Origin of the sequence: Mycobacterium colombiense, assembly GCF_003284935.1 — a bacterium.
GTDB classification, from domain to species: Bacteria; Actinomycetota; Actinomycetes; order Mycobacteriales; family Mycobacteriaceae; genus Mycobacterium; species Mycobacterium arosiense_A.
This window is the reverse complement of sequence record NZ_QMEV01000018.1, coordinates 38,683-58,090: the sequence shown is the minus strand read 5'-3', so window position 1 is coordinate 58,090 and position 19,408 is coordinate 38,683. Positions and strand designations below refer to the sequence as shown.

Here is a 19,408-nt window from a genome sequence, read left to right as displayed (position 1 = left end):
GCGGCAAGTAACCTGACCGCCGTGACAAGAGCAGCAGGTGCCGAAGGAATAGGCCTGGCAACGCTGGCCGCCGACGGATCGATCCTCGACACGTGGTTTCCCGCACCGGAACTGACCGACTCGGGCACCAGCGGGACGTCGCGGCTGGCCCTGTCCGACATCCCCCCGGAACTGACCACGCTGATCGGACGCGACGACGACCGCGGCACCGAGACCGTTGCCGTGCGCACGGTCATCGGCTCGCTGGACGACGTGGCCGCCGACGCCTACGACGCCTACCTGCGATTGCATCTGCTCTCGCACCGGCTGGTGGCGCCGCACGGACTGAACGCCGGCGGCTTATTCGGGGTATTGACCAATGTCGTGTGGACTAACCGCGGGCCTTGCGCCATCGAGGGATTCGAGGCGGTCCGGGCCCGGTTGCGCCGGCACGGACCGGTGACCGTCTACGGCGTCGACAAGTTCCCCCGCATGGTCGACTACGTCCTGCCTGCCGGGGTGCGCATCGCCGACGCCGACCGGGTGCGCCTGGGCGCCCACCTGGCCCCGGGCACGACGGTGATGCACGAGGGCTTCGTCAACTACAACGCCGGCACGCTGGGTGCGTCGATGGTCGAGGGCCGCATCTCCGCGGGCGTGGTGGTGGGCGACGGCTCCGACGTCGGCGGTGGGGCCTCGATCATGGGCACGCTGTCCGGCGGCGGCACCGAGGTGATCTCGATCGGCAAGCGGTGCCTGCTCGGCGCCAATGCGGGCCTGGGCATCTCCTTGGGCGACGACTGCGTCGTCGAAGCCGGCCTGTATGTCACCGCGGGCACCAAAGTCATTACGCCCGAAGGCAAAACGATGAAGGCCCTGGAGCTCTCCGGCGGCAACAACCTGTTGTTCCGCCGCAATTCGGTGAGCGGGGCGGTCGAAGTGGTGGCCCGCGGCGGTCAAGGCATCGCGCTCAACGAGGACCTGCACGCCAACTGACGCGCGCACCTACAAGTCGGCGGAAACCTTCTCGGCGGCCGGAACGGCGCGCAGCGCGGTTCCCTTGGTTTCGGGCAGCAGGTAGACGGACACGAAACTGGCCACCACCAGGGTCGCCATCATGAGCCCGATCGCCCAGCTGCCGTAGGTCGCCAGCAGGGTGCCCGCCAGCAGCGGTGGCACGGCCGCGCCGAGGATGCCGGCCAGGTTCATCGCCACGGCGGCGCCGCTGTACCGGTAGCGCGTGGCGAACAGTTCGGGAACGAACGCCCCGGTGGGGCCATTGGTCACCGCCGCGCAGGCGAACGAGCCCAGGACGGCCACCACGTACATGACGGGGTTGCCGGTATCCATCAACGGGATGACGACGAACGACCACGGCAGACACGCGGCCAGCCCGCACAGCATCACGCGGCGGCGCCCGACCCGATCGGACAGCCAGGCGCCGAACGACACGAACGCGATGCTCGTCAGCCCGGCCAGCGCGCCGACCGCCCAGATGAAGCTGCGCGAGTACCCCAATTGCGAGTGGGCGTACATGACCAGAAACGTGTTGCCCAGGTAGACCAACCCCATGCCGCCCAGGAAGCAGCCGGCGACGAGCACGATCTCGCGCCGCTGCAACCGGACCAGCTCGGCCAGCGGCGCTTTGGGCACCAGGTTGCGGGCCTTCTCCTCCACGAACAGCGGGGTCTCGTCGATGTTCAACCGCACGTAGAGGGCGATGCCGATCAGCCCGCTGCTGATCAGGAACGGCACCCGCCATCCCCACTGCATGAACGCGGGGCTGCTCTCGCCCATGGTGAGGCTGACCGCGAGAAAGGTCAGGCTGGCCAGAATCCCCGCCGTCCCACCGCCCAGCGAGGTGAACATGCCGTACCAGCCGCGCCTGCCCGCGGGCGCGTATTCGGCGCTCAGCAGGACGGATCCGGCCCATTCGCCGCCGACGGCGAACCCTTGAAACAGCCGCAGGACGACCAGGATCAGGGGCGCGGCGATCCCGATCGACGCCGTGCTGGGCACCAGGCCCACGCTGACGGTCGAGGCGCCCATGATGAGCAGGGTGGCCACCAGCGTCTTCTTCCGGCCCAGCCGGTCGCCGAAGTACCCGAAGACGGCGGCCCCCAACGGCCGGGACAGGAACGCCGTCGCGAACGTCGCCATCGAGGCGATGGTGGCCACGGTCGGACCGAGGCCCGGGAAGAACACCGCGGGGAACACCAGCGCCGCCGCGGTCCCGTAGATCAGAAAGTCGTAGAACTCGATCGCCGAGCCCACCAGGCAGGCGACCGCGATGCGGCGCATGGGGGTAGGAGCGGGCGCGGCGGCGGTGACCACGGGCCGGGTGGGCTCACCCATGCCGGCCGCTCACCGTGCGGTTGCATCGATACACGGATACGACGGTAGGTGACGCTTCGCGACGACGCCCGGCGCCGAAGCTGGCAACTTGCTGCGTGTCTTGGCGCCCGGCCGATCGGGCGCCCAGTCGGCTGAGCGGGCGCTCAGCCGTCGGTCAGCAGCTGTTTTTTGAGGACCTTGCCCATGGCGTTGCGGGGCAGGGCGTCCACGATGCGCACCTCGCGGGGGCGCTTGTGCACCGAAAGTTGCTGGGCGACATGGTCGATCAGCTCGTCGCCGGACGCCGATCCGACGACGAACGCGACGATGCGCTGGCCCAGGTCCGCGTCGGGCATCCCGACGACCGCCGCCTCGTGGACGCCCGGATGCCCGAGCAGCACCGTCTCGATCTCACCCGCGCCGATGCGGTAGCCGCCGGACTTGATCAGGTCGACCGATTCGCGCCCGACGATGCGGTGCATCCCGTCGGCGTCGATCACCGCGACGTCGCCGGTGCGATACCAGCCGTCGGCGTCGAAGGCCTCGGCGGTCGCGTCCGGGCGGTTGAGGTAGCCGTCGAACATCATCGGCCCGCGCACGTGCAGCTTGCCGACGGTCTCCCCGTCGTGCGGCACCAGCCCGCCGTCGTCGTCGAGCACCCGGGTCTGCACACCGGCCAGCGGCAGTCCCACCCAGCCGGGGCGCCGCTCGCCGTCGGCGCGGGTGGACAGCGTGATCAGCGATTCCGAGGCGCCGTAGCGTTCGATGGGCTGGTGGCCGGTGAGTTCGGCCAGCCGGTCGAACACCGGAACCGGCAGGGGCGCGCTTCCGGACACCAGTAGCCGCGCCGGCCGCAGCGCTCGGGCGGCCGCCTCGTCGGTCCCCACCCGCGACCACACGGTGGGCACCCCGAAGTACAGCGTGCCGCCGTGGTCGGTGCCGGCTTGGGCGTAGCCCGCCGGTGTCGGCTTGCCGGTGTGGATGAAGCGATTCCCGATCCGCAGCGACCCGAGCAGCCCCAGCACCAGCCCGTGCACGTGAAACAGCGGCAGGCCGTGCACCAGGACGTCGTCGGCGGTCCACTGCCAGGCTTCCGCCAGGGCGTCGAGGTCGGCGGCGATCGCGCGCCGGCTCAGCACGACGCCCTTGGGCAGCCCGGTCGTCCCCGAGGTGTAGATGATCATCGCGGTGGCGTCGGGTGACGGCTCGGCGTAGCGGTGCCAGGACCGGGCGTGCAGGCGCACCGGGATGTGCGGCAGCCCCTCGGGCTGGTCGGGCGCCGGGCCCAGCCAGGCCCGCACGCCGGAGTCGGTGAGCATGTGCCGGCGCTCGGCCGCGCCGACGTCGGCGGGCACCGGGACGAAGGGCACCCCGGCGATCAGGCAGCCGGTGACCGCGAGCACCGTCGCGGCGGTCGGGGCGGCCAGGATGGCGACGCGGCCCGCGCCGCCGACCCGTTCGGCCACCGAGGTGGCGGCGCCGACCAGGTCGCTGCGGCTGAGCACGGCGCCGTCGATGCGCACCGCGTCGCCGATATCGGTGGCGGTCAGGGAGGAGGGATCCAGGGACGCCAGCAGCACGTCAGCAGGCTACCCGGCGTCCGGAACGGTCAGCCTTTCTCGTCCCAGATCTTCGTCAGGGTCGACAGGATCTCCTCGCCGCGGCCCAGCCCGCCGAGATGGCTCTCGCCGGGGAGCACGATGAGCTCGCAGTCGGGCAGCAGGGACACCACGTGCTGACCGTGGGCGAACGGCACGATGTGATCGCTGTCGCCGTGCCACCACCGGACCGGGACCTTGACCTCCTCGAGCCGGAATCCCCAGTCGCGGGTGAACAGGATGATGTCGTTGAACGGGGCCGCTAGCTGCTTGCGGCTGCCGTTGAGCAGGTCGTCGAGGAACATGGCGCCGAACTCGGGCCGGGTCAGCAGGCGCCGGTCACCCTCGGGCGATATGGCGGCATACAGATACAGCGCGGGATTGGCGACCGGGCGGATCGCCCGGACGACGAGGCTCGCGCCGATCCGCAGCGGGTCACCGCCCAGCCGCAGCAATGGCGCCACCCGCTTGCCCAGGTTCATCAGCCCGCTGGTGATGCCCTCGTCGCCGAGGAACGGCGCGACGCCGCCGAGCACGCCGCAGGCGACGACCCGATCGGACAGCACCGCGGCGGACGCGAGCGCGTACGGGCCGCCGCCGGACAGGCCGATGACGGCCATTTTGTCGATGCCGAGCGTGTCCGCGATGGTCCGCAGGTCGTCGGCGAACGCCCGGATGTTCTTGTAACGATGCGGCGTCGACGAACCGATCCCGGGCCGGTCGAGGCCGATCAACCGGATGCCGTGCTGCTCCGCGTAGACCCGGGCCTCGACCGGGATCTGCCGGCGGGCGCCGGGGGTGCCATGCAGCCAGAACATCGCGCGTCCCTGGGGGTCGCCGAACTCGGCGAAGCCGATCTGGCGGTCTTCGCCGACGGCGACGTTTCCTTCGAGTTTGGGGCGGGCGATCTCGATGACCATGTCGAGCAGCTTGGCATGGGACGCGCGGTTTACAAAAGGGCGCCTAGGCGTTAAGCACCCGTTCGCCGATCACCCGCTGGTGGCGCAGGTCGGCCACCTCCGCCTCGGACAAACCCAGCCCGCGCAGGATCTCGTCGTTGTGCTGGCCGAGCGTCGGCGGCGGGCTGCGGTGGTGGCGCCGCGGCCCGGGGGTGATGTGAAAGGGCCAGCCGGGATAGCGGTGCGGGCCGGTGATCGGGTGTTCGAGCTCCTGGTAGTAACCGCGGGCGTCGAGCTGGGCCCCGATGAGTTCGGGGTCATACATCCGGTCCCCGGTGATCACCCGCTCCGCCGCGATGCCCTGCGCTTGCAGCGTCGCGACGACCGCGGCGGCGGTCTGCGTGCGGGTCCAGGCGGCGACGAGCTCGTCGAACACGTCATGATCGATCGCCTGATCGGGCACGGACAGCGCCACCCACACGTCGTCCTCGCTGGTCGGGTAGACCCCCTGCAGGTAGCCGCGCCGGCGGTTGCCCTCCCGCGGGCGCACCACACCGTTCATCGAGTACTCGATCACCGGTTCGGCGGTCACCGCCGCGGCGACCTCGATCTGGGCGATCTCGATGAGTTGGCCGGCGCCGGTGCGGTGCCGGTGCTCGAGGGCGGCCAGCAGCGCCACCCCGGCATGGACGCCGACGATCGGGTCGGCGGGCCCCTGCGGGTTGCACGGCGGCCCGTCGGCGTATCCGGTCGCCGCCGACATCCCCGAGGTCTGTTCGAAGTTCAGCGCCCAGCCGACATAGTCGCGCCACGGACCCTGCAGGCCGTACCCGGGCATCCGGACCACGATCACGTCGGGCTTCAGCGATATCAGCGACTCGTAATCCAGGCCGAACTGCTCGACCACTCGCGGTGAGAAGTTCTCCACCACGACGTCGGCCTGCGCGGCCAGCCGCCGGGCGATGTCGAGGCCCCGCCGCGAAGTCAGGTCGAGCGTGAGGTCGCGCTTGTTCAGGTTGGTGCCCTGCCAGATGGGGCTGCGCTCGTACCAGTCGTCGCCCTCGTAGGCGAAGGCGCCCGAATAGCGGTGCCCGTCGGGCCGCTGGATCGACTCGACCTTGACGATGTCGGCGCCGAACGCCCCGAGGTAGCAGGTCAGATACGCCCCGGCCCAGAACGTGGTCAGGTCCAGCACCCGCAGACCGGTGAAGGGCAGCGGCTCCGGCGCGGCCCGCAGCGATCGACCTTCACCGGCCCACGTCAGGGGCCGCCTCTGCAAGGCCGGTGCCGGACGGGGCTGCGCCACAGGGGTTTTCGAGAACCGAAACGGTGGACCGGGGCGCCGAGCCGCCCCGGTGTGAACGAAGAACCCCCGCGCCGCGTACTGCGGACACTCAAGCACGGTCGCGCCGTCGTTGACGGGCGCGGCCGGGATGCGCAGGGCCTGAGCGAGTTCCACGAGCTCGGCGACGGTCTGGCCGGCCAGCGCGGGCTCGGCCTTGGCGAGGAAGTCGTCGCGCTCCGGCCCGCCCATCATGATCGCGATCTGGTGCTCGCCGAACTCGGGCAGGCCCAGCATGGCGCAGACGTCGAGCCAGTGCTGACCCGTCAGGCAGTTGATGCCCACCCAGCCGTCGGCGGCCCGGACGACACCCAGCATGGGCGCCGACCGCAGGTTGGCGGGCAGGCCGAGGCGCTGCATCCGCTGTGCCATCAACATCGGATAGGGCAGCGTCGAGAGCAACGATTCGGATTGTGCGACATCGACTTCCGTGACCCTGCCGTCGGGTCGCCGTCGCAGCGCGGTCAACGCGCCCAGCGCACCGTAGGCACCCGCGACGTACTCGGCGATCCGCGCGCCGACCTGAACGGGCGGGCGCTGCGGGTCCCGGGAGCTGACCCAGCCCGATGCCGCCTGCAGGGTGAGCGCCGTGGCGGGGCGATGACGGGATGGACCACACTGACCGAACGCGGTGATGCGTAGTACCACCAGGTTTGGGCTGATGCGCTGCAGGTCGCCGGCGCCCAGCCCCCAGCCCTCCAGCGTGGCGGGCGGGCAGTCTTCGATCAGAAGATGCGCCCGCGCGATGAGCTCGCGCGCGGCTGCCAGGTCCTGTCCATCCGAGAGATCAAGTGCGACACCGCGTTTGCCCGCATTGAGGTACTCGAACAAACCGCACCGATCCGGGTCGAGGACGCCGTCGGGGAACGGGCCCCAGCGCCGCAGCGGGTCTCCGGTGGGCGGCTCGATCTTGATGACCTCGGCGCCCAGGTCGACCAAAAGCTTTGCCGCGTACGGACCCGAGATCTCGCTCGCGATGTCGACGACGTGCAGCCCCGCAAGGGGTCCCGTCACGCGGGGACCCCGATGGCCATCGGTTCCATGTATTGATACAAGCCGCCGATCCCGCCCCCCTCGCGGCCCAGCCCGCTGAGTTTGAAGCCGCCGAACGGCGCGCCACCGGGACTGACACCGTTGACCGCGATCTGACCGGTACGGATGCGGCGCGCCACGCCGACGGCCCGGTCCACGTCGCCGCCCCACACCGCACCGGAGAGCCCATATTGCGAGTTGTTCGCGATGGCGACCGCGTCGTCGTCGTCGCGGTAGCGCAACACGGCCAACACCGGACCGAACACTTCCTCTTGCGCGAGAGTCGAATTCGGGTCCACTTCGGACAGGATCGTCGGTTCGAAATAGAACCCGGCGTCCAACCCGGCCGGCCGGCCCCCGCCGGTCACCAGCCTCGCCCCGTCACTGCGCGCGCCGGCGACATGTGATTCCACCCGGTCGCGCTGGGCCGCACTGATCAGCGGACCCATCTGCACCTCGGGGTCGGTGGGGTCGCCCACCTTGACCTCACGGGCCAGGGCGGCGAGCCGGTCCACGACGTCGTCGTGCAGCGAGTCGGGAAGCAGCAGCCGGCTGTGCAGGATGCAGGCCTGCCCGGCATGCAGCGAACAGGATTCGAACAGCATCTGGCGCAGCATGTCGTCGGTGACCTGCGCGTCGTCCAGGACGATGCTGGCGGACTTGCCGCCCAGCTCCAACAGGATCCGCTTCATCGTGTCCCCCGCGGCGGACATCACCTGGCGGCCCACGACCGAGCTGCCGGTGAAGCTCACCATGTCGATGCGCGGATCGGTGGTCAAGAGCTTGGCCGCCTCGACGCCCGAGGGCGTGACGACGTTGACCACCCCGGGCGGGATGTCGGTGTGCTCGTCGATCAGCCGTGCCAACGCCAGACCGGCCAGCGGTGTCAGCGGTGACGGCTTGAGCACGACCGTATTGCCTGCCGCCAGAGCGTGATTCAGCTTCATCACGTTGAGGCAGTGCGGGAAGTTCCACGGCGTCAGCACCGACACCACACCCAGCGGGGCGTGCCGCAACACGGTGGTTCCGGCGCTGATGCCGGACACCTCCTGGTCGACCAGCTGGGTGGCGAGCTGTGCGGCGTGCATGGACATGAACCCGGCGCCGTCGATCTGCATGATGCGCTCGTTGGCGATGCAGCCCCACTCCGCCTGGGACAGCGCGAAGAAGTCGTCGGCGTGCTTGGTCAGTGCCTCGCCCAACTGGTTCAGGCACCCGGCGCGCTGCTCGGCGGTCATCGTGCCCCACGGTCCGCTGTCGAAGGCGCGGCGCGCGGCCGCGATGGCGTCGCCGACCTGGGCGACGCTGGCGTCCGGGGCGGTGGCCAGGACGGCCTCGGTGGATGGGGACACGTCGTCGTAGCGGCCGTCGGCCGGCTCGACCCAGTTGCCGTCGATGTAGAGCTGGTAGGTCTGGACAAGAGCGGGCGAATCGGCCATGTGCTTCCTCCGGTCATCTGATCACTTGGTGTACACCCCCGCGTCGCCCTCGTCAATCATCAATCGCGTGAATTACGAGCTCTAGCAATATGTACGTGTCGTATTGACAGCGTGCGACGGCACGGAGTAGACACAGTCCGCAGGACAGATTGCGTCAATCTGTCGGATCGGGTGTCCTGCGAGAGGGGCTTGCCGTGCAGACTCATCCGCCGCTGCGCCCGCCGAGCTTCCCGCTGCACTCCCCCGACTTCTACGCCGGCGATCCCTACCCGGCCTACCGGGAGCTGCGCGCCACCACACCGGTGCGCTGGAACGACGTCACCAACTTTTGGGCGCTGCTGAAGTACGAGGACATCCGGTTCGTGTCGAGCAACCCGGCGCTGTTCTCGTCGACGAAGGGCATCACCATTCCGGACCCGGCGAATCCGAACCCCGTGCAGGCGGGCAACCTGATCTTCAGCGACCCGCCCCGGCATCGCCAATTGCGCAAGCTGATCAATTCGGGCTTCACCCGGCGGCGGGTTGCCGTGTTGGAGCCGAAGATTCGCGAGATCGTGCGCGGGATTCTGGACGGCATCGAACCCGGCTCGGTGCACGAGTTCGCCGAGGAGGTGGCGGCGCCGCTGCCCACCCGGATGATCGCCGAACTCATCGGCGCCCCGCCCGACGACTGGGAGCAGTTCCGGGCGTGGTCGGATGCGGCCACCGGGACCGCCGACCCCGAGATCGAGCTCGACTCGTTGGTGGCGATGGGACAGCTCTTCGAGTACTTCCAGGCGCTGATCGCCGATCGGCGGGTGCACCCACGCGACGACCTGCTGTCCGTCCTGGCCGAGGCCGAGATCGACGAGCACCGGCTGACCGATGAAGACCTGCTCAACTTCGCCTTCCTGCTGCTGGTGGCCGGCAACGAAACCACCCGCAACCTCATCGCCCTGGGCACGTGCGCGTTGATCGCGCATCCCGACCAACGCCGCCTGCTGGTCGAGGACCCCGCCCGCATCCCGCTCGCCGTCGAAGAGATGTTGCGGTGGAACAGCCCGGTGGTGCACATGGCCCGCACCGCGACGGCCGATGTCGAGATCCGCGGCCAGCGGATCCGGGCCGGCGAGGTGGTGGTGATGCTGTACGGGTCGGCCAACCGCGACGAGGACGTGTTCGGTCCCGACTCCGAGGAGTTCATCGTGAGCCGCCACCCGAACCCGCACATCGCCTTCGGCTGCGGTGAACACTCCTGCGTCGGTGCGCAGTTGGCGCGCCTGGAGGCGACGGTGCTGTTCGACGAGCTGCTGCGCCGCTTCCCCACCATGGAGCTGGTGGGCGACGTGGACAGGATGCGGGCCACCATGGTGCCCGGCGTGAAACGCATGCCGGTGCGGATGGGCGGGTGAGCCGATGGACCTCGAATACACGCCAGAGCAGTGCAAGCTGCGCGCCGAGATCCGCGTGAGCCTGGAAACCGTGATGACGCCCGAACGCGTCGCCGCGGTCAGCGAGCACATGGAGGGCGGGCCCGCGGTGCGCGAATGCGTCCGCGCCCTGGCCGCGGCCAATCTACTCGGCGTCGGCTGGCCTAAAGAATATGGCGGACAAGGGTTCTCGGCCATCGAGCAGTTCATCTTCTCCGAAGAGGCGCGCCGGGTCAGCGCGCCCATCCCGCTGGTGACACTCAACACCGTCGGGCCGACGCTGATGCACTACGGCACCGACGAGCAAAAGCGGCGGTTCCTGCCGGCGATCTTGGACGGCACCGTGGAGTTCGCCATCGGATACTCCGAACCCGGCGCGGGCAGCGACCTCGCCTCGGTGCGGACGACGGCCGTCCGTGTCGGTGACGAGTATGTGATCAACGGCCAGAAGATGTTCACCAGCGGCGCGGCCTACGCCGACTACATCTGGCTGGCCGTGCGCACCGATCCGGAGGCCAAGAAGCACAAGGGCATTTCGATCCTCATCGTGCCGACCTCGTCGCCGGGATTCTCCTGGCAGCCGCTGCACACCATGCCGGGCATCTCGACGTTCTACACGTTCTACGACGACGTTCGGGTGCCGGTCAGCGCGCTGGTGGGTGCCGAAAACCAGGGCTGGCAGCTGGTCACCACGCAGCTGAACTTTGAACGCGCGGCGCTTGGCAACCTGGGCGCGCTCGAGCCGCTGTTCGAAAAGACCCTGCACTGGGCGCTTTCCACCGAACTCGACGGCGGCCGGGTCATCGACCGGCCGTGGGTGCAGCAGGCCCTGGCCCGCGTCGAAGCGCAAGTCGCCGCGTACAAACTGATCAATTTGCGGGTGAACGCGGCGATGACCAAGGGCGCGCTCAGCATGGGAGAGGCGTCGGCGGCCAAGGTGTTCGGCACCGAGCTCACCGGACAGGTCGCCCGGGAACTGCTCGAAGTGCTCGACGGCAACGGAGTGCGGCGCGGCGGCGACGCTCCGCTGCGCGGCGCGCTGGAATCGGCCTACCGGCAGGCCGTCATCAACACCTTCGGGGGCGGGGCCAACGAAATTCAGCGTGACATCATCGCCATGGCCGGGTTGGGCATGCCCCGGGCACCGCGCGACCTGCGGGCCGCGAAATAGTCAGGAGGACAGTATTCAGTGAGCGACTCAGACACGGTCAGCGCCAAAGTGCGGGCCCTCGTCGGGCAGCCGACCGGTGGCACCGGGAAACCTTCGGTGGCTCCAGACCCGGTGAACCAGCCGATGATCCGGCACTGGGCGTACGCCATGGCCGACATGAACCCCGTCTATATCGACCCGGAGTTCGCCGCCTCGTCACGGTTCGGCGGCATCGTGTCGCCGCCGGTGATGCTGCAGTCCTGGACCATGCCTTCGCCGAAGCTGGAGGGAATCGGGGAACGGGGCGGGGCGCCGATCGAGATCACCAGCAACCCGACGGCATTCCTCGACGAGGCCGGATACACCAGCACGGTGGCGACCAATTCGGAGTTCGAGATCGAGCGTTACCCCAGGCTGGGCGACGTGATCAGCGCGACGACGGTCTACGAGTCGGTCTCCGACGAGAAGAAGACGGCGCTGGGCAGCGGCTTCTTCCTGACCTGGCTGACGACCTACACCGATCAGCACGGTGAGGTGTTGGGGCGGCAGCGATTCCGGGTCCTGCGATTCAGGCCGGCAAGCTGATGGCGGCCCGTCTGGCACCGGCGATCACCAAGGACACCGAGTTCTTCTGGAACGGCTTGCGGGAGAACAAGCTTTTGATCCAGCGTTGTGGCGGCTGTGGGCAGCTGCGTCACCCGCCCCGGCCGATGTGCCCGCACTGTCGCTCGCTGGAATGGGAGGCGATCGAGTCGTCGGGTCGTGGCACCGTCTACAGCTACGTCATGCCGCACGAGCCGAAGTTTCCGTTCTTCGAATACCCCTACGTCGTCGCACTGGTGGAACTCGAGGAAGGGGTGCGAATAGTCTCCAACCTGACCGGCATCGATCCGGCCGACGTGACAACCGGAATGCCGGTCGAGGTCTACTACCAGGCGTTCGACGGTTCCGGCCCCGAGGACCTGGTGTTGCATCAGTTCCGGCCGAGCGCGTAGGCCTGCCATGGATTTCAGCTTCACCGAAGAGCAGGAGACGATCGCCACGCTGGCCCGCGACCTGTTGCAGCGCCGCGCCACGCCGGAACGGCTGGCCGAACTGGAAGCCGGCGATGTCCGCTACGACGCCGAGCTCTGGGATGAGCTGGCCGCCGCCGACCTGCTCGGCACCGCCCTGTCCGAGTCGGTGGGCGGCAACGGGGGCGGCTTCGTGGAACTCGGGGTGCTGCTGGCCGAGGTCGGCTACAGCGTCGCGCCCGTGCCGGTGTACGCCACGCTGGTGCTGGGCGCCGACCCGATCGCCCGGCACGGCAACGACGAACAGCGACGGCGGTTCCTGCCGGCCGTGGTCAGCGGATCTTGCATCCTGACAACGGGATTGGCCGAGCCCGGCCGCTCGTGCCCGGCTCACCCGGGCACCACGGCACGCCGCGACGGTCCGAATTGGCGCCTCGACGGCGTCAAGGAGCTGGTGCCGGCCGCGCAGCTCGCCGACACCATCCTGATCCCGGCCGCCCTCGACGACGGCACAGTGCGCCTGTTCCTGCTCGGCGCTGACGCCGCCGGCGTCGAAATCCGCTCCGCCCCGACCACCAATCGTGAACCGCACGCGGACGTATTCCTGGACGGCGCAATCGTTTCCGAGAAAGACACGATCGCCGGCGACGGACTGGTCGAGTCACTGCACACCCGGGCACTGGTGGCGCTGTGCGCGATCCAGCTCGGCGTCACCGAGCGGGCCCTGCGCATCGCCGCCGAATACACCACGGGCCGCGAGCAATTCGGCCGGCCGATCGGCAGCTTCCAGGCGGTGCAGCAGCGGATGGCCGACGCCTTCATCGACGTCGAGGCCATTCGGTGGACCACCTGGCAGGCGGCCTGGCTGATCGCGCGGGAAAGGCCCCCCGAGGAGGCCCAGCGGGCGGCGCGCATCGCGAAGTTCTGGGCCGCCGAGGCCGGCGCCCGCGTGGCCGCCACCGCCCAGCACGTCCACGGCGGCATCGGCATCGACGTCACCTATCCGCTGCACCGCTATTTCCTGTGGGCCAAACACAACGAGCTGACCCTCGGCCCGGCATCGGCGCAGCTGGCCCACCTCGGCGCAACCTATTCGGAAGGATCCGCATGACGACCACCTCCAGCCGGACCGCGACCCTGCGCTGGCGCGACATCGCGGAGGGCGACGAGGTCACGCCGCTCGAAATCCCGATCACCACAACGATGATCGTCGCCGGCGCGATCGCCACCCGGGACTTCATGCCCGTGCACCACGACCGCGACTACGCCAAGCAGCAGGGTTCGCCCAACCTGTTCATGAACATCCTGACCACCAACGGCTACTGCGTGCGGTTCCTCACCGACTGGGCCGGGCCCGAAGCGATGGTGAAGAACCTGTCGATCCGCCTCGGGGTGCCGTGTTTTCCAGACGACCCGCTGCGGTTCACCGGCAGCGTCACCGGCAAGACGGAAGGATCGGGCGGTGAGAACTTCGTCGAGGTGACGTTCAAGGGCTCCAACAGCCTGGGCGACCACGTCTCGGGCACCGCGGTGCTCAGCCTGCTCGACGGGGTGGGCGCGTGAGTCGGCTCCCCGGTAGTTGCGCCATCGTCGGGATCGGCCAGACGGAGTTCTCCAAGGAATCCGGGCGCAGCGAGCTGCAATTGGCGTGCGAGGCGGTCAGTGCGGCGCTCGACGACGCGGGCCTGGCGCCCGGCGACGTCGACGGCATGGTCACGTTCACCATGGATTCCAGCGACGAGATCGACATCGCCCGCAACGTGGGCATCGGGGACCTGAGCTTCTTTTCCCGGGTACACCACGGCGGTGGCGCGGCCGCCGGCACCGTCGTGCACGCGGCGATGGCGGTCGCCACCGGCGTCGCCGACGTGGTGGTGTGCTGGCGCGCCTTCAACGAGCGCTCCGGCTTCCGGTTCGGCGGCAGCGGCCGCAGCATGGCCGAAACACCGTTGTTCATGGCGCATTACGCCCCGTTCGGACTGCTGACCCCGGCGTCCTGGGTCGCGGTGCACGCCCAGCGCTACATGTCGACGTACGGCGTCACCAACGAGGACTTCGGCAGGGTCGCGGTCGTCGACCGCAAGCACGCGGCGACCAATCCGGATGCCTGGTTTTATCAGCGACCGATCACCCTGGAGGATCACCAGAACTCGCGCTGGATCGTCGAACCCGTACTGCGCCTGCTGGATTGCTGCCAGGAGAGCGACGGCGGCGTCGCGCTGGTGATCACCAGCGCCGAACGCGCCCGGGATCTGCGGCAACCGCCTGCCATCATCGCCGCGGCCGCCCAGGGCGCGGCCCACAACGGCGAGATGATGACCAGCTATTACCGCGACGAGATCACCGGGCTGCCGGAGATGGGTGTGGTGGGCCGTCAGCTGTGGCGCGACTCGGGCCTCAAACCGCAAGACATCCAAACCGCCTTCATCTACGACCATTTCACGCCGTTCGTGTTCGCCCAGCTCGAGGAGCTCGGGTTCTGCGGGCGGGGTGAGGCCAAGGATTTCGCGACCATCGAACGGCTGTCGCTGGGTGGCGAGTTCCCGATCAACACCAACGGCGGACTGCTCGGCGAGGCCTATATCCATGGCATGAACGGCATCACCGAGGGGGTGCGCCAGGTGCGCGGCACGTCGTACAACCAGGTCGACAACGTCGAGCACGTGCTGGTCACGTCCGGAACCGGGGTGCCGACCAGCGGCCTGATTCTGGCGCCGGCCGGCTGAGGGGACCGTCATGCCCAGGCTCGCGCTCCTGACCGCCCACGGCGGACCCATCGAACTGGCCGAATTCCCGTTGTCCACACCGGCGCCGGGCACCGCGGCGCTGCGGTTGCGGATGGCCGGTATCTGCGGATCCGACCTGCACATCTTTCGCGGCGAACTGCCGCTGCCGTGCCCGTTCGCCATGGGCCACGAAATGGTCGGTGAGATCGCCGAACTCGGCGAGGGCCTGACCACCGACGCGACCGGTAAGCCGTTGGCGGTCGGCGATCGGGTGGTGGCGCCGTATTTCTGGTTTTGCGGCAGTTGTCACGCGTGCGCGCGCGGACGCTCGTATGCCTGCCAGAACCTGATGGCCGGCGAGTACCGCAGCCACGAGCAGGCGCCGCATTTCGTCGCCGCCTACGGTGAGTACTACTACACCAGCCGCCGGCAGCCGCTGTACAAGGTGCCCGACGAGCTGCCCGACGAGGCGGTCGCCCCGTTGAATTGCGCGCTGGCTCAAGTGCTTTTCGCCCTGCGCGACGTGCGTCTCGGGGACACCGTCGTCATTCAGGGCGCCGGCGGGCTGGGCATCAACGCCGCGGCCGTAGCCCGGACGACGGGCGCCGCGGCGGTCATCGTCATCGACAAGATCGCCGAACGACTCGACGTCGCCGCCGACTTCGGCGCCACCCACTGCATCGATGCCGGCGCGATCTCGGCGGCCGAGGTCAGCGAGCACGTACGCACACACACCGACGGCATCGGTGCGGACTGGGTGCTCGAGGTCGTCGGCGTGCCGGGCGTCATCCCGGAGGGGATCGGGTTTCTCAACAATGGCGGGACGCTGCTCGAAGTCGGCAACGTCGGGATGGGGCGCACCTTCGAGCTCGACCCCAGCGCGCTGGTCTACGGCAACAAGTCCGTGCGCGGCGTGATGCTCTATGACCCGGTCACCCTGGCCACCGGACTGAAGTTCCTGCAGCACACCAGCTTTCCGTTCGAGCGGCTGATGCCCACACCGTTCCATCTGGCCGACGTCAACGCGGCGTTCGCCTCGGCCGATGCCGGGCTGGTGCCGCGGGGGGCGCTGATCCCGTGACGACTCAGGCGACCGCGGTGACCGACACCCGCGAGCTCATCGTGGAGTCGGCGTTCGCGTGCTTCGGCAAGCAGGGTTTGCAGAAGGCGACCATCGTCGACATCGCCAAACACGCCGGCGTGTCCCGCAGCACCATCTACGAATATTTCTCCGACAAGGCCTCGATCGTCGAGGCGTGCGCCGAGCACGCGTCGCAGCGGTTCTACCGCGAGATGACCAAGGCCATGGACCCCAGCGGCACGCTGGAGGACAAGCTGTGTGCCGCGGCGGTTTTCGTGACCCAGGCGCGCCGGGTCATCGCCTCGGAGAAGTATTTCGACGAGGATGCCATCAGCCTGCTGCTGACCAAGGACGCCGCCGTGCTGCTGCGCGAGTGCGTCGAGTTCTTCGCCCCCTACCTGTCGGCCGCCCGGCTCACCGGTGAGGTGCGCAAGGACCTCGACATCGAGGCCGCCGGCGAGTGGTTCGCGCGCATCCTGTTCTCATTGTTCAGCACGCCGTCCTCGACGCTGGACATGGACGATCCCGAGGTCGCGGCGGAATTCGTTCGGGCCCACGTGGTGCGCGGCTTCGCCAGCGACCGCCCCCGGCGGCGTTGAGGACGGCGTCGGTGGTGAATCCTGGGTTTCGCGCGTGAATCCTCGGCGGTAATTATCGGCGTGTCACCGCCCGGCGTTCACACTGGCCGCCGACGATTCCCACTCAGTGACGGCGGCAGTAATCACCGGGCCGCCGCGCCCCGCTTCGCCGCGCTTGCGACCGTCACGGCCGCGCCAGAGCCCGCAGGAAGAACGCTAAATTGGCGGGCCGCTCGGCGAGTCGGCGCATGAAGTAGCCGTACCACTGGCCGCCGAACGGGACGTAGACCCGCAGCTGGTTGCCGGCGGCCGCGAGACGCCGCTGCTCGTCGTCGCGAATGCCATAGAGCATCTGGTATTCGAATTCGTCGCTGCGACGCCCTGTTTCACGCGCCATGGCGGGCACCGCGCCGACGATCTCGGGATCGTGGGAGGCCACCATCGGGTAGCCGGACCCGGCCATCAGCACCCGCAGGCACGCCAGATAGGAGTCGGTGACCTCGACGGGTTTCGGGTAGGCCCTCGAGGCGGGTTCGTCGTAGGCGCCCTTGCACAGCCTGACCCGGGCGCCGGCGGCCGCGAACTCCTCGCAGTCGTCCAGGGTGCGCCGCAGGTAGGCCTGCAAAACCAGGCCCAGCCAGGGAAATTCGGCCCGCAGGTCGCGCACGATGGACAGCGTCGACTCGGTGGTGGTGTGGTTCTCGGCGTCCACGGTCACCCACACGCCGGCCCGCCGGGCGGCGTCGCAGATCGACCACGCGTTCTCCCGGGCGATCTTGTCGCCATCGCGCTCGAGCGCCTGCCCCAGCGCCGACAGCTTGACCGACACTTCCAGCGGCCGGACCGCCTCGCCCGCCGTAGCGAGCCCACCCAACGCGTCGATCACATCCAGGTAGGTCCGCACGGCCGCGTCGGCGCCGTCGGCGTCGACGACGTCCTCGCCCAGATAGTCGACGCTGACGAAGCGTCCCGAACCCCGCAGCAAGGCAACGCTGTTCAGCGCCGAATCGATCGTCTCGCCGGGGACGAAGCGTCGCACCACGCGACGGGTGACCGGTAAGCGCTCGGCGGTGCGGCGCAGGGCTTCGCGGCGGCTGGCGGCCATGATCGCCGGGCGCAGGGTGCTGGCGAACAGCCCGGCCATCAGTCGGCGCCCATGTGGGGATAGGTGTGGTCGGTTGCCGGGACGAAGGTCTCCTTGATGGTGCGCGCCGACGTCCAGCGCAACATGTTCAGCATCGACCCGGCCTTGTCGTTGGTGCCCGAACCGCGTGAGCCGCCGAACGGTTGGCGCCCGACCACCGCGCCGGTCGGCTTGTCGTTGACGTAGAAGTTTCCGGCGGCGAATCGCAGCCGGTGCTGGGCGGTCAGCACGGCGTCGCGGTCGTCGGCGATGACCGCGCCGGTGAGCGCGTAGCGGGATCCGGTGTCGACGACGTCGAGGATCCGCTCGTAGTCGCCATCGGGGTACACGTGCACCGACAGCAGCGGGCCGAAGTATTCCGTCGCGAACGACTCGTCGGTCGGATCGTCGGACAGCAGCACCGTGGGGCGCACGAAATAGCCTTCGCCGTCGTCGTATTCGCCGCCGACCGCGACGGTGACGTGCGGCGCGCCCTTGGCCCGCTCGATGGCGTCGACGTTCTTGATGAAGGCGCGCCGGTCGATCAGCGCTCCCCCGTAGTTGGTGAGGTCGGTGACATCGCCGTAGCGCAGGGTGGCGGTTTTCCCCAGGAAGTCGTCGCCCATGCGCCGCCACACGGACTGCGCGATGAAGGCCCGTGACGCCGCCGAGCATTTCTGGCCCTGGTAGTCGAACGCGCTGCGAATCAAGGCCGTGCACAACACCTCCGGTCGCGCCGAGGCGTGGGCGACGACGAAGTCCTTGCCGCCGGTCTCGCCGACCAGGCGCGGATAGCTCTGGTAGCGACCGACGTTGGCGCCCACCCGCTGCCACAGGTGCTGGAACGTCGCCGTCGACCCGGTGAAGTGGATGCCGGCCAGCCGCGGATCGGCCAGCGCCACATCGGAGACGGCGAGCCCGTCGCCGGTCACCAGGTTGATCACCCCGGGCGGCAACCCCGCCGCCTCGAGCAGTTGCATGGTCAGGTAGGCCGACAACGTCTGGGTGATCGACGGCTTCCATACCACGGTGTTGCCCATCAGCGCCGGCGCGGTCGGCAGATTGCCGGCGATGGAGGTGAAGTTGAACGGCGTGATCGCATACACGAAGCCATCCAGTGGGCGGTAGTCGCTGCGATTCCACTCACCCGGCCCGCTGATCGGCTGCTGGGCCAGGATCCGTTGCGCGAACGCCACATTGAAGCGCCAGAAATCGATCTGCTCGCACGGCGAGTCGATCTCGGCCTGGTAGACCGACTTGGACTGGCCGAGCATCGTGGCGGCGGCGATTTTCTCCCGCCATGGCCCGGCGAGCAGGTCGGCGGCGCGCAGGAAGATCGCCGCCCGCTCGTCGAACGGCATTGCCGCCCAGGCGCTTTTCGCAGCCATCGCGGCGCCGATCGCCGCCGCCGCGTCGGCGTGCGACGCGTTGGTCAGGGTGCCCAGCGTCGCGGCATGCCGGTGCGGTTGAACCACATCGATGCGTTCACCGTCGCCCATCCGGTGGGTATCGCCGATGACATGCGGCAGATCGATCGGGTTATCGGCCAGCAGGGCCAGCTCGGCGAACAGTCGGGCGCGTTCCGGGGAGCGTGGCGCATAGTCGTGGACCGGCTCGTTGGCCGGCATCGGGACCTGGGTGATCGCGTCCATGTCGCCAGGATCCTCGCCGTGGCGGCGCAGAGAATTAGCCGATCGGACAAGGT

At 69.1% G+C, this 19,408-nt stretch carries 17 protein-coding genes; 10 read left to right on the top strand and 7 right to left on the bottom strand.

All coding sequences use genetic code 11. From position 1 onward, the window contains the following. Positions 1 to 21 precede the first annotated feature (21 nt). Entirely contained in the window at positions 22 to 975 is a 954-nt protein-coding gene (dapD, locus tag DQP57_RS11290) for a 2,3,4,5-tetrahydropyridine-2,6-dicarboxylate N-succinyltransferase (RefSeq protein ID WP_112633057.1), read from the top strand. Between the two features lie 9 nt (positions 976 to 984). Here dapD and DQP57_RS11285 read toward each other — a convergent pair whose 3' ends face one another. From DQP57_RS11285 to DQP57_RS11265, 5 genes are all read right to left on the bottom strand, one after another. Beyond that, positions 985 to 2,280 (bottom strand): MFS transporter, encoded by a 1,296-nt coding sequence (locus tag DQP57_RS11285; RefSeq protein ID WP_430918876.1) that lies wholly within the window; start codon positions 2,278 to 2,280, stop codon positions 985 to 987. 197 nt (positions 2,281 to 2,477) lie between these two features. Further along, positions 2,478 to 3,893, bottom strand: coding sequence for an acyl-CoA synthetase (locus DQP57_RS11280; RefSeq protein ID WP_112633055.1), 1,416 nt, complete (start codon positions 3,891 to 3,893; stop codon positions 2,478 to 2,480). A 29-nt stretch (positions 3,894 to 3,922) separates the two neighbouring features. Beyond that, complete coding sequence (locus DQP57_RS11275) at positions 3,923 to 4,831, bottom strand: alpha/beta fold hydrolase (RefSeq protein WP_112633054.1); 909 nt, start codon at positions 4,829 to 4,831, stop codon at positions 3,923 to 3,925. A 43-nt stretch (positions 4,832 to 4,874) separates the two neighbouring features. Continuing rightward, positions 4,875 to 7,166 carry a CaiB/BaiF CoA transferase family protein gene (locus DQP57_RS11270; protein ID WP_112633053.1) on the bottom strand — a complete coding sequence of 764 codons (2,292 nt, stop codon included), beginning with the start codon at positions 7,164 to 7,166 and terminating at the stop codon, positions 4,875 to 4,877. Then, positions 7,163 to 8,623 carry an aldehyde dehydrogenase family protein gene (locus tag DQP57_RS11265; RefSeq protein ID WP_112633052.1) on the bottom strand — a complete coding sequence of 487 codons (1,461 nt, stop codon included), beginning with the start codon at positions 8,621 to 8,623 and terminating at the stop codon, positions 7,163 to 7,165. The genes DQP57_RS11270 and DQP57_RS11265 overlap by 4 nt, the downstream gene beginning before the upstream one ends. Before the next feature lie 194 nt (positions 8,624 to 8,817). Between DQP57_RS11265 and DQP57_RS11260 the strand changes: the two genes are divergently transcribed. From DQP57_RS11260 to DQP57_RS11220, 9 genes are read left to right on the top strand one after another with little or no spacing between them, the layout of a single operon-like run. Next, positions 8,818 to 10,014, top strand: a complete 1,197-nt coding sequence (locus DQP57_RS11260) for a cytochrome P450 (protein ID WP_112633051.1) — start codon at positions 8,818 to 8,820, stop codon at positions 10,012 to 10,014. Positions 10,015 to 10,018: 4 nt separating this feature from the next. Further along, entirely contained in the window at positions 10,019 to 11,203 is a 1,185-nt protein-coding gene (locus DQP57_RS11255; RefSeq protein WP_112633050.1) for an acyl-CoA dehydrogenase family protein, read from the top strand. Between the two features lie 18 nt (positions 11,204 to 11,221). Further along, complete coding sequence (locus tag DQP57_RS11250; RefSeq protein WP_112633049.1) at positions 11,222 to 11,767, top strand: FAS1-like dehydratase domain-containing protein; 546 nt, start codon at positions 11,222 to 11,224, stop codon at positions 11,765 to 11,767. Then, positions 11,767 to 12,177, top strand: coding sequence for a Zn-ribbon domain-containing OB-fold protein (locus tag DQP57_RS11245; RefSeq protein ID WP_112633048.1), 411 nt, complete (start codon positions 11,767 to 11,769; stop codon positions 12,175 to 12,177). The genes DQP57_RS11250 and DQP57_RS11245 overlap by 1 nt, the downstream gene beginning before the upstream one ends. Positions 12,178 to 12,184: 7 nt before the next feature. After that, entirely contained in the window at positions 12,185 to 13,306 is a 1,122-nt protein-coding gene (locus DQP57_RS11240; RefSeq protein WP_112633047.1) for an acyl-CoA dehydrogenase family protein, read from the top strand. Then, complete coding sequence (locus tag DQP57_RS11235) at positions 13,303 to 13,758, top strand: MaoC family dehydratase (RefSeq protein ID WP_112633046.1); 456 nt, start codon at positions 13,303 to 13,305, stop codon at positions 13,756 to 13,758. The genes DQP57_RS11240 and DQP57_RS11235 overlap by 4 nt, the downstream gene beginning before the upstream one ends. Then, positions 13,755 to 14,921, top strand: coding sequence for a lipid-transfer protein (locus tag DQP57_RS11230; RefSeq protein WP_112633045.1), 1,167 nt, complete (start codon positions 13,755 to 13,757; stop codon positions 14,919 to 14,921). The genes DQP57_RS11235 and DQP57_RS11230 overlap by 4 nt, the downstream gene beginning before the upstream one ends. A gap of 10 nt (positions 14,922 to 14,931) precedes the next feature. Then, positions 14,932 to 16,002 carry a zinc-binding dehydrogenase gene (locus DQP57_RS11225; protein WP_112633044.1) on the top strand — a complete coding sequence of 357 codons (1,071 nt, stop codon included), beginning with the start codon at positions 14,932 to 14,934 and terminating at the stop codon, positions 16,000 to 16,002. Next, positions 15,999 to 16,601, top strand: a complete 603-nt coding sequence (locus DQP57_RS11220; RefSeq protein WP_112633043.1) for a TetR/AcrR family transcriptional regulator — start codon at positions 15,999 to 16,001, stop codon at positions 16,599 to 16,601. The genes DQP57_RS11225 and DQP57_RS11220 overlap by 4 nt, the downstream gene beginning before the upstream one ends. 163 nt (positions 16,602 to 16,764) lie before the next feature. Here DQP57_RS11220 and DQP57_RS11215 read toward each other — a convergent pair whose 3' ends face one another. After that, positions 16,765 to 17,724 (bottom strand): proline dehydrogenase family protein, encoded by a 960-nt coding sequence (locus tag DQP57_RS11215; RefSeq protein ID WP_112633042.1) that lies wholly within the window; start codon positions 17,722 to 17,724, stop codon positions 16,765 to 16,767. Next, the gene (gene pruA / locus DQP57_RS11210) at positions 17,724 to 19,355 is read right to left on the bottom strand and encodes an L-glutamate gamma-semialdehyde dehydrogenase (RefSeq protein ID WP_112633041.1); all 1,632 of its coding nucleotides are present in this window, start codon (positions 19,353 to 19,355) and stop codon (positions 17,724 to 17,726) included. Before pruA ends, DQP57_RS11215 begins: the two co-directional genes overlap by 1 nt. Positions 19,356 to 19,408 lie beyond the last annotated feature (53 nt).

What these genes read in the sequence shown, in the direction of transcription:
- pruA (WP_112633041.1), bottom strand. Translation starts at nt 19,355, where the DNA reads ATGGACGCGATCACCCAGGTCCCGATGCCGGCCAACGAGCCGGTCCAC.
- DQP57_RS11285 (WP_430918876.1), bottom strand. Translation starts at nt 2,280, where the DNA reads ATGCGCCGCATCGCGGTCGCCTGCCTGGTGGGCTCGGCGATCGAGTTC.
- DQP57_RS11255 (WP_112633050.1), top strand. Translation starts at nt 10,019, where the DNA reads ATGGACCTCGAATACACGCCAGAGCAGTGCAAGCTGCGCGCCGAGATC.
- DQP57_RS11245 (WP_112633048.1), top strand. Translation starts at nt 11,767, where the DNA reads ATGGCGGCCCGTCTGGCACCGGCGATCACCAAGGACACCGAGTTCTTC.
- DQP57_RS11265 (WP_112633052.1), bottom strand. Translation starts at nt 8,623, where the DNA reads ATGGCCGATTCGCCCGCTCTTGTCCAGACCTACCAGCTCTACATCGAC.
- DQP57_RS11275 (WP_112633054.1), bottom strand. Translation starts at nt 4,831, where the DNA reads ATGGTCATCGAGATCGCCCGCCCCAAACTCGAAGGAAACGTCGCCGTC.
- DQP57_RS11225 (WP_112633044.1), top strand. Translation starts at nt 14,932, where the DNA reads ATGCCCAGGCTCGCGCTCCTGACCGCCCACGGCGGACCCATCGAACTG.
- DQP57_RS11235 (WP_112633046.1), top strand. Translation starts at nt 13,303, where the DNA reads ATGACGACCACCTCCAGCCGGACCGCGACCCTGCGCTGGCGCGACATC.
- DQP57_RS11215 (WP_112633042.1), bottom strand. Translation starts at nt 17,724, where the DNA reads ATGGCCGGGCTGTTCGCCAGCACCCTGCGCCCGGCGATCATGGCCGCC.
- DQP57_RS11240 (WP_112633047.1), top strand. Translation starts at nt 12,185, where the DNA reads ATGGATTTCAGCTTCACCGAAGAGCAGGAGACGATCGCCACGCTGGCC.